We start from the raw sequence: 12,518 nt of genomic DNA, 5'->3' as shown, positions 1-12,518 counted from the left end.
GCCTTCGCATGACCGACGACGAAGATGCGAAGCTGATCGAGGCCGGGCGAAAGCTGTTCACGCGCGACTGGCAGTTCATCTGGGCCTCGCCCTCGATCGAAACGCTGCCGCCGATGGCAGGGCTGGAGATTGCCTTTGCCGGGCGCTCCAACGTCGGCAAGTCCAGCCTGATCAACGCGCTCACGGGGCGCAACGCGCTCGCGCGCACCTCGCATACGCCGGGCCGCACCCAGGAGCTGATCTTCTTCGAGGTCCCCGGCAAGACCGACTTGCGCCTTGTCGACATGCCCGGCTACGGTTACGCCAAGGCGCCGAAGAGCCAGGTCGCATCCTGGACCGAGCTGATCCACAAATTCCTGCTGGGACGCGCCTCTCTCGCGCGCGTCTATGTGCTGGTCGACGCGCGGCACGGCCTCAAGGACGTCGATCTCGAGGTCCTGAAGACGCTCGATCGCTCCGCGGTCAGCTACCAGATCGTGCTGACCAAGACCGACCAGGTGAAGGCCACCGAGCTTCCGTCGCGCATCGCCGAGACCGAAGCTGCGCTCGCCAAGCATCCGGCCGCGTTCCCGAACGTGCTCGCGACCTCGTCGCGGAGCTCGACCGGCATGGAGAGCTTGCGCGCCGCGATGGCGAAGCTGCTGGAGGAGCGAACCAAGTGACGGCGACACCTCGCCTGCTGATCGGGCTTGCCGGTTTGATGGGCAGTGCCGGCGTGGCGCTGGCCGCGGCCTCCGCCCATGGCGGCGACGCCAGCCGGCTTGCCTCCGCCAGCGCCATGCTGCTGTTTCATGCAACCGCCATACTCGCCGCCATAGCCCTGCTCGCGCGCGGCCTTCTGCACGACGGAATTGGCCTCATCGCCGCGTTCGGCTTCGTGATCGGCGCCGCGCTGTTCGCAGGCGACCTCACCTTGCGGCAATATGCGGGGCACTCGCTGTTTCCCTATGCGGCGCCGACCGGCGGAACGGTGATGATTGGGAGCTGGCTGGCGGTGACACTGGCGGCGGTGACGGCGAATAAGTAGCGTTCGTGTCCCGGACGCGGTGCGGCACCCAAAGCGCGATTACGCGCGTCATCGACGCGCTATGGTGACCCTCCGCAGAAGAGCACTTTGCGCCGAGGCCGCCAATCGGATAGAACGCCGCCCGTCAGTCCCGCCAGCGAGATCCGCCTCATGACCGAAATCTCCCCGCTCGACCAGGCCCGCATCCTGTCCGAAGCGCTGCCGCACATGCAGCAGTATGACGAAGAGACCATCGTCATCAAATATGGCGGCCATGCCATGGGCGACGAGGAGACCGCGAAGAACTTTGCCCGCGACATCGTGCTGCTGGAGCAGACCGCAATCAACCCGGTGGTCGTGCATGGCGGCGGGCCGCAGATCGCGACCATGCTCAAGCGCCTCGGCATCGTCTCGGAATTCGCGGCCGGCCTGCGCATCACCGACGCCGCGACCATCGAGATCGTCGAGATGGTGCTGGCCGGTTCCGTCAACAAGCAGATCGTCGGCTACATCAACGAGGCCGGCGGCAAGGCCGTGGGGCTGTCGGGCAAGGACGCCAACATGGTGAAGGCGTCGAAGACGACGCGCACCATCATCGATCCGGGTTCGAACATCGAGAAAGCAATCGATCTCGGCTTCGTCGGCGACCCCGAGAAGGTCGACCTCACGCTGCTCAACCAGCTGATAGGGTATGAGTTGATCCCGGTGCTGGCGCCGCTTGCGACCTCGAAAGAGGGCCAGACGCTGAACGTCAACGCCGACACTTTTGCCGGCGCGGTTGCCGGCGCACTGAAGGCAAAGCGCCTGCTGCTGCTCACCGACGTGCCGGGCGTGCTCGACAAGTCGAAGAAGCTGATCCCGCAGCTCTCGGTCAAGGACGCGCGAAAGCTGATCGCCGACGGCACCATTTCCGGCGGCATGATCCCGAAGGTCGAGACCTGCATCTACGCGCTCGAGCAGGGCGTCGAGGGCGTCGTCATCATCGACGGCAAGATGCAGCACGCGGTGCTGCTCGAGCTCTTCACCAACCAGGGCACGGGAACGCTGATCCACAAGTGAGGCAAGAGCTAAAGCAGGAGCGGACAACGAAAGACGTCATGGCGGGGCGCAGAGCTCAGCGGCACCGCCGCCCGGCCCTGGCGCGCTTTTTGATGACGCTGCCTGCCGCAGCCGTCTCGTTCGTCTTCTCCTCCGCGCCGGCCTTCGCCGACCTCAAGATCTGCAACCGCATGTCCTATGTCGTCGAGGCCGCGATCGGCATCGACGACAAGGCGGCGACCGCGACGCGCGGCTGGTTCAGGATCGATCCAGCCACCTGCCGCGTGGTGGTGCAGGGTACGCTCTCCGCCGACCGCATCCTGCTCAACGCCCGCGCGCTCGGCGTCTACGGCGCTTCGCCGATCCCGCAGAACGGCAGCGACACGCTGTGCGTCGCGCAGGACAATTTCGTCATCGCGGCCGCGCGGCAGTGCCGCAGCGGCCAGACCCAGGCTGCCTTCACCCAGATCACGCCGACGCAGGGCGCCGACGGCAATCTCGTCGCCTATCTCGCCGAGGATTCCGAATATGACGACGAGCAGGCGCGCCTCGCCGGCATCCAGCGGCTGCTGGTGATCGCGGGCTACGACGCCGCGCCGATCGACGGCGTCGACGGACCGAAGACGCAAGGCGCGCTGGCTGCGTTCCTGAAGAGCCGCGGATTGCCGTCGGACATCGTGTCGTCGCCGAACTTCTTCAAGACCATGGTCGACGCGGTGCAGACGCCCTCCGCGACCGGCCTCACCTGGTGCAACGACACGCCGCACAAGGTGATGGCCGCGGTCGCCACCGACGACGGCAAGTCGGTGACGAGCCGCGGCTGGTATCGAATCGACCCCAGGACCTGCCTGCACCCCGATGTGACCGGCCAGCCGAAACAGATCTTCAGTTTCGCGGAAGCCATCGACGCCGACAACCGCGCCATCAAGCTGAAGGACAAGCCGCTGAACTGGGGCGGCGACAGGCAGCTCTGCACGCGCGAGACCAAGTTCGAGACCAACGAGCAGACAGATTGCGGCGCGCGCGGATTCGCGGCGACCGGCTTTGGTGCGGTGGACATGTCGAGCGGCGGCAAGACGCTGCGGTTTGCGATGCCGTGATCGAGAGAATTGTGATGAACCCACCCCGCGCCTTCAGCCATATCGACACCTGGGTGTTCGACCTCGACAACACGCTCTATCCACATCACGTCAATCTGTGGCAGCAGGTCGATGCGCGGATCGGCGAGTTCGTCTGCAACTGGCTGAACGTCACGCCCGCGGAAGCGCGGAAGATCCAGAAGGATTATTACCAGCGCTTCGGCACCACCATGCGCGGCATGATGAGCCTGCACGGCGTCTCCGCCGACGACTATCTTGCCTATGTGCACAAGATCGATCATTCGCCGCTGGAGCCGAACCCGGCGCTCGGCACCGCCATCGCAAAACTGCCGGGGCGGAAACTGATCCTGACCAACGGCTCGGTCAGTCATGTCGATGCGGTGCTGGCGCGGCTCGGCCTCGCCACGCATTTCGACGGTGTGTTCGACATCATCGCGGCGGAGTTCGAGCCCAAGCCGGCGCCGCAGACCTACCGGAAATTCCTCGGCGACCATGCGGTCGATCCGACCCGGGCCGCGATGTTCGAGGACCTCGCCCGCAACCTCACCGTCCCGCACGAACTCGGCATGACCACGGTGCTGGTGGTGCCCGACGGCACCAAGGAGGTGGTGCGCGAGGACTGGGAGCTGGAAGGCCGGGACGCCGCCCATGTCGACCACGTCACGGATGATCTGACCGGGTTTTTGGCGAAGTTGTCACCACACTGACCGCCGTCGTCCTGGCGAGAGCCCGGACGACGGTCGAGCAAGGAGGGGGATCGCGAACCCAGCCTTGACTCCGTCCCCCCAAATCCCGAAAAAGCGCCCCAATCCATTAAAATTCCCGTTCCGAAGAGGAAATCCCGATGTCCCTGTCCGCCCTCGAATCCACCATCAACAGCGCGTTCGACGCGCGCGACGGCGTCTCGACCTCGACCAGGGGCGAGGTGCGCGAGGCCGTGGACCAGGCGCTGGAGATTCTGGACAAGGGCGAGGCGCGCGTCGCCGAACGCGAGGCCAGCGGCAAGTGGAAGGTCAATCAGTGGCTGAAGAAGGCCGTGCTGCTGTCGTTCCGCCTCAACGACATGGGCGCCATTCCCGGCGGCCCCGGCAAGGCGACCTGGTGGGACAAGGTACCCTCGAAGTTCGACGGCTGGGGCGAGAACCGCTTTCGCGACGCCGGTTTCCGCGCCGTTCCCGGCTCCATCGTGCGCCGCTCGGCCTTCATCGCCCGCAACGTCGTGCTGATGCCGTCCTTCATCAATCTCGGCGCCTATGTCGATGAAAGCACCATGATCGACACCTGGTCGACGGTCGGCTCCTGCGCGCAGATCGGCAAGCGCGTGCACATCTCCGGCGGCGTCGGTATCGGCGGCGTGCTCGAGCCACTGCAGGCCGAGCCCGTCATCATCGAGGACGACTGCTTCATCGGCGCGCGCTCCGAGGTCGCCGAGGGCGTGATCGTGCGCAAGGGCGCTGTGCTGTCCATGGGCGTGTTCCTGGGCGCCTCCACCAAGATCGTCGACCGCGAGACCGGCGAGATTTTCATCGGCGAAGTGCCGGAATATTCGGTCGTCGTGCCCGGCGCGCTGCCCGGCAAGCCGATGAAGAACGGCCAGATCGGCCCGAGCACGGCCTGCGCCGTGATCGTCAAGCGCGTCGACGAGCGCACGCGCTCGAAGACCAGCATCAACGAGCTGCTGCGGGATTAATTGGCGGGCCACGAGCCCTCATCCCGCACCGTCACCCTGAGGTGGCCGCCTCTTCGGCGGCCCTCGAAGGGCGACGGCCCGGCTGCGGTATCGAACCCGCCCTCCCTCCATCGCGACCAATCACCGGGTGGCCTCGACCGCCCGGAGCCCTTGGCATGGACTGGACCTGGTACCTCTTCCGCTTCGACGGCCGCATCAACCGCGCTCTGCTGTGGCAGGCGCTGCTGGCCGTCATGCTGCTGGCCGCGGTGCTCGGGATCATCGGTGAGGTTATCCGCGTCTTCAACGGTCACAAATCCACCTCCACCACCCTCATCTTCTCCCTCGACTTCAATCTCGACGAACTCTTCAACGCCGTCGACCCCCGGTCCTACCGTTTGCTGGCATCCGCAGACCGTCCGGCCCTGATCTTCAAGGTGTTCGCAACCCCGCTGTTCCTGTGGATCTACCTCGCGACCGCCACCAAGCGGCTGCACGATCGCAACAGGAGCGGCTGGTGGATGATCCCGTTCTTCGTCGTGCCCGGCCTGTTCGACCAGTTCTCGGACCTGCTGCCCAACTCCAACTGGGTTCTTCCATTCGCCCTGGCAGCCTCCATTCTATGGCTGTGGGGTCTCGTCGAGATGTTCTGCCTGCGCGGCACCTCGGGCGACAACCGGTTCGGCGCCGACCCGCTGGCCGACATCGAAGACGGCTCCGCGACCGCCTCGCCCGCGGCGAAAAGCTGGGAGCAACAGAGCGAGCTCGAAATTGTCCCGCCCAGCGCTAGCCCACCCGGCGGCATGCATGTTAAGCGGGGCACATGACCAATGCCCTCTCCATTGCCCGCGATCTCATCCGCTGCCCCTCGGTAACCCCGGCCGACGCCGGCGCGCTCGGCGTGCTTGAAAAAGCCTTGAGCGCAGCCGGTTTCACCTGCCACCGCGTGACCTTCTCCGAGCCCGGCACCGCCGACGTCGACAATCTCTATGCGCGGATCGGCACTGAGGGACCGCATATCAGCTTTGCCGGCCACACCGACGTTGTGCCTCCGGGCGACGAGAGCGCCTGGAGCGTCGGCGCGTTCTCGGGCGAGGTGAAGGACGGCTTTCTGCACGGCCGCGGCGCGGTCGACATGAAGGGCGGCATTGCGTGCTCGGTAGCAGCCGTGCTCGAGCATCTCGCCGCGAACGGCGGCAAGCCGCGCGCGGATGGCACAGGATCGATCTCCTTCCTGATCACCGGCGACGAGGAAGACGTCTCCATCAACGGCACCATCAAGCTTTTGAAGTGGGCCGCGGAGCGCGGCGAGAAATTCGACCATTGCGTGCTCGGCGAGCCCTCGAATGTCGAGACACTCGGCGACACCATCAAGGTCGGCCGCCGCGGCTCGCAATCCGGCACGCTCTTTGTCGACGGTGTGCAGGGCCACGTCGCCTATCCGCATCGCGCGGCCAATCCGGTGCCCGATATCTCGCGGCTGATCGTGGCGATCTCCGACGAGCCGCTCGACCATGGCAGCGCGCAGTTCCAGGCGTCCAATCTCGAATTCACCTCGGTCGACGTCGGCAATACCGCCAATAACGTCATCCCCGGCCAGGCCCGCGCGAAATTCAACATCCGCTACAACGACAACCATACGCAAGCGAGCCTGCGCGAGCTGGTCGAGACGCGGCTGACCAAAGCCTGCGGCAACCGCATCCGCGCCCGCATCGTCTGGGAGCCGTCGAACTCGAACGTGTTCGTCACCAAGCCCGGCCCGTTCACCGATCTCGCGGTGTCGGCGATCGAGGACGTGACGGGCCGCAGGCCGGAGCTGTCGACGTCAGGCGGCACCTCGGATGCACGCTTCATCTCGAGCTATTGCCCCGTGATCGAGTTCGGCCTGGTCGGCCAGACCATGCACCAGGTCGACGAGCGTGTGCCGGTCAAGGATCTGGAGCGGCTGACGCAGGTGTATCGCGGGATATTGACCAGGTATTTTGGGTGAGGTCCTGCTCCCTCGCCCCGTTCTCATGGGCGAAGGATCATACCGTCCCGACGGCACCGGCTCACTTCATGTTCGCAATCGCGTGCAGCGCCGCGATGTAGCCGAACGGCCCCAACCCGCAGATCACGCCGGTCGCCACGAACGAGATCCTGGAGTGGCGATGATATTCGTCGCGGGCGTGGATGTTGGAGATGTGGACCTCCAGCACGGGCCCTTCGAATATCTTGATCGCGTCCATGATCGCGACCGAGGTGAAGGAGAAGCCGGCCGGATTGATGATGACGGCATCGGCATCCTGCCGCGCCGACTGGATCAGGTCGACCAGCACGCCCTCATGGTTGGACTGGTGGAAGGCGAGCCTGAGCCCGAGCTTGGCGGCAGCTTCCTCGCAGCTGGCATTGACCTCCGCGAGCGTCGTCGTGCCGTAGATGTGCGGCTCGCGGATACCGAGCATGTTGAGGTTGGGACCGTTGAGGATCATCACGCGCTTCATGGACGGGTCCTTTGTTATCCACCGAACCACTTTGCCGGGCCGGTGACGAGAACGGGAAACAGCGTCAGCAAGGCTAGCACGACCAGCTGCGCAATCATGAAGGGCCAGACGCCGCGGATCAAATCGTCCATCGAGACGCGGGAGACGCCGGCGACGACGTTGAGCACCACGCCGACCGGCGGCGTGATCAGGCCGATGGCGTTGTTGATGATGAAGAGCACGCCGAAATAGACCGGATCGATGCCGGCCTGCTTGACGATGGGCATCAGGATCGGCGTCAGGATCAGGATCGTCGGCGTCATGTCGAGCGCGGTGCCGACGATCACGACAATGACCATCAGGGCCATGGTGAGGAGCGTCTTGTTGCCGGCGAACGGCTGTGTCAGCGCCACGATCTGGTCGGAGATCTCGGCGACCGTGATCAGCCAGGACGAGACCAGGGCGGCGGCAACCAGGAACATCACGACGGCCGTGGTCTGCGCGGTCGAGACCAGCAGCGCCGGCAATTGCGACGGCTTCAGCTCGCGATAGACTCCCATGGCGACCACCAGCGAATAAACGGCGACGACCACCGCGGCTTCGGTCGGCGTGAAGATGCCGAAGCGCAGGCCGAAGATGATGATCATCGGCAGCATCAGGGCCCAGAAGCCGTCGATCAGCGCGCGCCAGATCTCGGCGACGCTCTTGCGCGGCAGCCGCGCCGGGTTCTCCTTGCGCACCACCCACCACCAGGCAAAGCACAGGCCGACGCCGAGCAAGAGGCCCGGCACGATGCCTGCCAGGAAAAGCTTCGAGATCGAGACATTGGCGGCGACGCCGAAGATGACGAAGCCGATCGACGGCGGGATCACCGGGGCGATGATTCCGCCGGCCGCAACGAGACCGGCCGCGCTGGCGCGGTTGTGGCCGGCGGCGGCCATCATCGGCACCAGCAGCGCACCGAGCGCTGCGGCGTCCGCGACCGCGGAGCCCGACAGCGACGCCAGGATGCAGGACGTCAGGATCGCGACATAGCCGAGGCCGCCGCGGAAATGCCCGACCAAGGCGATGGCGAAGTTGAGGATGCGGCGTGCGAGGCCACCGGTGTTCATCACCTCGCCGGCGAGGATGAAGAACGGCACCGCCATCAGCGGAAAGGAATCGACGCCGTTGATGACGTTCTGCGCGATGATCTGGGAGTCGAACATCGCAAGATAGGTCATCAGCGCGATGCCGCAGACGATCAGCGCGAACGCGATCGGCATGCCGATCGCCATGGCGCCCAGCAGCGAGAAGGTGAAGACGGCGACGGTCATCCCTGCAGCTTCCCGCCGGCGGCGTCAGGAGAATGCGGGAGCTCCTCGGATTCGCTGATGGCGATGAGATCGACATCGGCGATCTGCCCGGTCATGAGCCGGATGAGCTCGTAGACGATGATCACGCAGGAGGCGGCGCCGAACACGATGCCGGCGGCATAGAACAGTCCGACGGAGAGGCCCGAAGCCGGGGCCACCGTGTCCCAGTTCAGCACCGTCTGCTTCCACGATCCCTCCGTCAGCAGCACCGAGGCGTAGAGCATCAGGGCGTGGCTGAGGCCGTAGCAGGCTTTGCGCCCGAGCGGCGGCAGCACCTTGACGAGGGTGTCGACGCCGAGATGGGCGTGCTCCTTCATGCCGACGATCGCGCCCAGAAACACCATCCAGACGAACAGCCAGCGCGACAGCTCCTCCGAGATGGCGATGCCGGAGTTGAAGCCGTAGCGCAGCACCACGTTGCCGAACACCAGCACCACCATGGCGGCAAGCAGCACGGCGATGACTGCGCGCAACAGCCAGAAACAGGCATCGACGATCGTTTTCATGGCGTCGGGCTCGCCGCGCTCAGGGTTTGAGCGCATGCACGCGGTCGAGCTCGCCGTTGAACAGCTTGACGAGCGCGGGGTCGTAATCGGCGGAGAATTTTTCCGCGATCGGCTTTGTCTTCACGCGCATGCGATCAAGCTCGGCCGGCGCGATCTCGTTGATCTCCATGCCCTTGGCCTTGAGCTCGTCGATCGCGGCCCTGGCCTGCTCGCGGCTGATCTTGCGCTGATAGTCGCGCGCCTCGATTGCGGCATCCTGCAGGATCTTCTGCTCGTCGGGCGAAAGCTGGTCCCAGAACTTCTTGCTGACCAGGATGATGTTGGTCGAATAGGTGTGGTTGGTGACGCTGAGATATTTCTGCACCTCGAAGAACTTGTTCGACAGGATCACCGAGAACGGATTCTCCTGGCCGTCGACGGTGCGGGTCTCCAGCGCGCTGTAGAGCTCGGAAAAGCTCATCGGCACCGGATTGGCGTTGAAGGCCTTGAAGGTCTCCAGATAAACCGGGTTCGGGATCACGCGGATCTTGATGCCGTCGAGGTCCTCGCCTTTGGTGATCGGACGGCGGCTGTTGGTGACGTTGCGGAAGCCGAGATCCCAATAGGCGAGGCCGACGAGCCCCTTCTCCGGCAGTTTTGCCAGCAGCGCCGCGCCGAGCGGACCGTCGAGCAAAGCGTCGGCCTGCTGCGGCGTCGACACGATGAAGGGGAAGTCGATCAGGCCATAATCCTTGACGATGCCGACCAGCGACGTCGTCGCCGGCGACTGCATCTCCTGGGTGCCGGCGCGCAGCGCCGATTGCTGCTGCATCTCGCTGCCGAGCTGATTGGCCGGATATTCGCGCACCTTGATCTTGCCGCCGCTCTTGGCCGCGACGAGCTCGACGAACTTCTGCACGCCCTTGCTGACGGGATGGTCGGTGTTGTTGAGGTGCCCCCAGCGGATGGTGCGCTCCTGGATGGCCTGCGCCGAGGCGGGCCCGATCGCGCACAAGGCGACCGCTCCGATCGCCGCCATCACAGCCAGACCCTTGAATCGAACGGGCATCGCCCCCTCCCCCGGTTGATCTCATTCTTAGGGGTGGGACGATCTTATGGGACGTATTATAAATCAACCGATATTTTATGCTTCATCCGATATTATTAGAAACACTTGATAAAGATGGGAAATTTGTCAAAACGCACGCCCGAAGCGCTAGGATGAGGCATGGACACCCTTCCCGACACGACCGCCGAGACGGTGGGCGACAGCGCCTACCGCCGCATCCGAACCGACCTGATCTTCGGCAAGCTGGCGCCGGGCCAGAAGCTGAAGCTCGAGCGGATCAGCGCCGCCTACGGCACCAGCATCTCGACGCTGCGCGAGACGCTGAACCGGCTGTGCTCGGAAGGTTTCGTCATCGCCGAAGGGCAGCGCGGCTTCGAGGTCGCGCCGATCTCGGCGACCGAATTCCAGGAGATCGCGGAGCTGCGCGAGCTGCTCGAAGGCCACATGATCGAGAAGTCGTTTGCCGCCGGCGATCTCGACTGGGAGGCGCGCATCGTCTCGGCGCATCACAAGCTCGCGGCGATGGAACGGATGCTGTTGTCGGGCGAACGGTCCGACGCCGAGAGCTGGAAACAGTGCGATTTCCAGTTTCACCGCGCACTCGTCGCCGCCTGCGGCTCCAAGGTGCTGCTCGATGCGCATGCTGCGGTCTATGATCGCTATCTGCGCTACCAGATGATCGCGGTCGTCTTCCGCGGCGAGATGGCGGCTGCCGAGCACCGCGACCTCAAGGAGCTGGCGCTGAAGCGCGACGCCAAGGGCGCAAACAAGGTGCTGCACACCCACATCCATGATTGCGTCGCGCACGCGCTGCGCAATTCGGATTGGTTAAAGCCGGTGGCCGCGGCCAAAGAGCCCCGCGCCGAGCCGCGCAAGAAGGCGAAGACCGGCTAGACCGGCGCTTCACCGGCCCGCCGCACAGCAACATACAAATAGCCGTGAGCGCCTTGATCGGAATCAAATCGCTCTTTGGCCGATAGGGCATTTTGCCCAAATGCCCCACAGCGCCAAGTGTGGGATAGCGCATAGACATTAGAGCTGGAAAAGCTCTAAGAAGATGCCGCCCCTTGGTCAGGTTCCGTTGCAGGTTTTGCCGATGGATTACGCCCAGTTCTTCAATTCCGCCCTCGATCGTCTCCACACCGAGCGGCGCTACCGCGTGTTCGCCGATCTCGAACGCATCGCCGGCCGGTTCCCGCATGCGCTCTGGCACTCGCCCAAGGGCAAGCGCGACGTCGTGATCTGGTGCTCCAACGATTACCTCGGCATGGGCCAGCACCCGAAGGTGGTCGGCGCCATGGTCGAGACCGCGACGCGCGTCGGCACCGGCGCCGGCGGCACTCGCAACATCGCCGGCACGCATCATCCGCTGGTGCAGCTCGAGGCCGAGCTCGCCGATCTCCACGGCAAGGAAGCCTCGCTGCTCTTCACGTCCGGCTACGTCTCGAACCAGACCGGCATCGCGACCATCGCAAAGCTGATCCCGAACTGCCTGATCCTGTCGGACGAGCTCAACCACAATTCCATGATCGAGGGCATCCGCCAGTCCGGCTGCGAGCGCGTCGTATTCCGCCACAACGATCTCGCCGATCTCGAGGAGAAGTTGAAGGCCGCCGGCCCGAGCCGGCCGAAGCTGATCGCCTGCGAGAGCCTTTATTCCATGGACGGCGACGTCGCCTCGCTCGCGAAGATCTGCGACCTCGCCGAGAAGTATGGTGCGATGACCTATGTCGACGAGGTCCATGCGGTCGGCATGTACGGCCCGCGCGGCGGCGGCATCGCCGAGCGCGACGGCGTGATGCACCGCATCGACATTCTCGAAGGCACGCTGGCGAAAGCATTCGGCTGCCTCGGCGGCTACATCGCCGCCAACGGCCAGATCATCGACGCCGTGCGCTCCTACGCGCCGGGCTTCATCTTCACCACCGCGCTGCCGCCGGCGATCTGCTCGGCCGCGACCGCCGCGATCAAGCATCTGAAGACCTCGAACTGGGAGCGCGAGCGCCACCAGGACCGCGCCGCCCGGGTCAAGGCGATCCTCAACGCCGCCGGTCTGCCGGTGATGTCGAGCGACACCCACATCGTCCCGCTGTTCATCGGCGATGCCGAGAAGTGCAAGCAGGCCTCCGACCTGCTGCTCGAGCAGCACGGCATCTACATCCAGCCGATCAACTATCCGACTGTCGCCAAGGGCAGCGAACGTCTGCGCATCACGCCCTCGCCCTACCACGACGACGGCCTGATCGATCAGCTCGCCGAAGCGCTGCTGCAGGTGTGGGACCGCCTCGGCCTGCCGCTCCGCGAGAAGTCGATGGCGGCGGAGTAGCTCTGGTT

14 protein-coding genes are annotated in these 12,518 nt (G+C 65.0%); 10 read left to right on the top strand and 4 right to left on the bottom strand.

The window, feature by feature from the left end:
- The first annotated feature begins 8 nt into the window (after positions 1-8).
- The 8 genes from yihA to dapE all read left to right on the top strand — a co-directional run bounded on the left by yihA (position 9) and on the right by dapE (position 6,803).
- A complete protein-coding gene (yihA, locus tag JQ572_RS00580) occupies positions 9-662 on the top strand; it encodes a ribosome biogenesis GTP-binding protein YihA/YsxC (RefSeq protein ID WP_211381057.1) in 654 nt (217 codons plus the stop codon).
- Between the two features lie 38 nt (positions 663-700).
- Entirely contained in the window at positions 701-1,027 is a 327-nt protein-coding gene (locus JQ572_RS00575) for a DUF423 domain-containing protein (RefSeq protein ID WP_211382370.1), read from the top strand.
- A gap of 150 nt (positions 1,028-1,177) precedes the next feature.
- The gene (gene argB, locus JQ572_RS00570; RefSeq protein ID WP_211381056.1) at positions 1,178-2,065 is read left to right on the top strand and encodes an acetylglutamate kinase; all 888 of its coding nucleotides are present in this window, start codon (positions 1,178-1,180) and stop codon (positions 2,063-2,065) included.
- Between the two features lie 92 nt (positions 2,066-2,157).
- Positions 2,158-3,144: a DUF1036 domain-containing protein gene (locus JQ572_RS00565; RefSeq protein ID WP_211382369.1), complete on the top strand. Its 987-nt coding sequence runs from the start codon at positions 2,158-2,160 to the stop codon at positions 3,142-3,144.
- A gap of 14 nt (positions 3,145-3,158) precedes the next feature.
- On the top strand, positions 3,159-3,851 hold the full coding sequence (locus JQ572_RS00560) for a pyrimidine 5'-nucleotidase (RefSeq protein ID WP_211381055.1): 693 nt from the start codon (positions 3,159-3,161) through the stop codon (positions 3,849-3,851).
- Between the two features lie 137 nt (positions 3,852-3,988).
- A complete protein-coding gene (gene dapD, locus JQ572_RS00555; RefSeq protein ID WP_211381054.1) occupies positions 3,989-4,834 on the top strand; it encodes a 2,3,4,5-tetrahydropyridine-2,6-dicarboxylate N-succinyltransferase in 846 nt (281 codons plus the stop codon).
- Positions 4,835-4,989: 155 nt separating this feature from the next.
- Positions 4,990-5,640 carry a DUF805 domain-containing protein gene (locus tag JQ572_RS00550; RefSeq protein WP_211381053.1) on the top strand — a complete coding sequence of 217 codons (651 nt, stop codon included), beginning with the start codon at positions 4,990-4,992 and terminating at the stop codon, positions 5,638-5,640.
- The gene (gene dapE, locus JQ572_RS00545) at positions 5,637-6,803 is read left to right on the top strand and encodes a succinyl-diaminopimelate desuccinylase (protein WP_211381052.1); all 1,167 of its coding nucleotides are present in this window, start codon (positions 5,637-5,639) and stop codon (positions 6,801-6,803) included. Before JQ572_RS00550 ends, dapE begins: the two co-directional genes overlap by 4 nt.
- 61 nt (positions 6,804-6,864) lie before the next feature.
- Here dapE and aroQ read toward each other — a convergent pair whose 3' ends face one another.
- The 4 genes from aroQ to JQ572_RS00525 are packed head-to-tail and all read right to left on the bottom strand — an operon-like array spanning position 6,865 to position 10,184.
- The gene (gene aroQ / locus JQ572_RS00540; RefSeq protein ID WP_211381051.1) at positions 6,865-7,296 is read right to left on the bottom strand and encodes a type II 3-dehydroquinate dehydratase; all 432 of its coding nucleotides are present in this window, start codon (positions 7,294-7,296) and stop codon (positions 6,865-6,867) included.
- Positions 7,297-7,310: 14 nt separating this feature from the next.
- Entirely contained in the window at positions 7,311-8,591 is a 1,281-nt protein-coding gene (locus tag JQ572_RS00535) for a TRAP transporter large permease (protein WP_211381050.1), read from the bottom strand.
- A complete protein-coding gene (locus JQ572_RS00530) occupies positions 8,588-9,136 on the bottom strand; it encodes a TRAP transporter small permease (RefSeq protein WP_211381049.1) in 549 nt (182 codons plus the stop codon). Before JQ572_RS00530 ends, JQ572_RS00535 begins: the two co-directional genes overlap by 4 nt.
- Before the next feature lie 19 nt (positions 9,137-9,155).
- Positions 9,156-10,184, bottom strand: coding sequence for a TRAP transporter substrate-binding protein (locus JQ572_RS00525; RefSeq protein ID WP_211381048.1), 1,029 nt, complete (start codon positions 10,182-10,184; stop codon positions 9,156-9,158).
- Positions 10,185-10,343: 159 nt separating this feature from the next.
- Between JQ572_RS00525 and JQ572_RS00520 the strand changes: the two genes are divergently transcribed.
- Both JQ572_RS00520 and hemA read left to right on the top strand, forming a co-directional pair.
- On the top strand, positions 10,344-11,078 hold the full coding sequence (locus JQ572_RS00520; RefSeq protein WP_211381047.1) for a GntR family transcriptional regulator: 735 nt from the start codon (positions 10,344-10,346) through the stop codon (positions 11,076-11,078).
- 202 nt (positions 11,079-11,280) lie between these two features.
- On the top strand, positions 11,281-12,510 hold the full coding sequence (hemA, locus tag JQ572_RS00515; protein ID WP_211381046.1) for a 5-aminolevulinate synthase: 1,230 nt from the start codon (positions 11,281-11,283) through the stop codon (positions 12,508-12,510).
- Positions 12,511-12,518 lie beyond the last annotated feature (8 nt).

Origin of the sequence: Bradyrhizobium sp. SZCCT0153 (assembly GCF_018129995.1) — a bacterium.
GTDB classification, from domain to species: domain Bacteria; phylum Pseudomonadota; class Alphaproteobacteria; order Rhizobiales; family Xanthobacteraceae; genus Bradyrhizobium; species Bradyrhizobium japonicum_G.
This window is presented reverse-complemented; position numbering and strand designations above follow the sequence as displayed.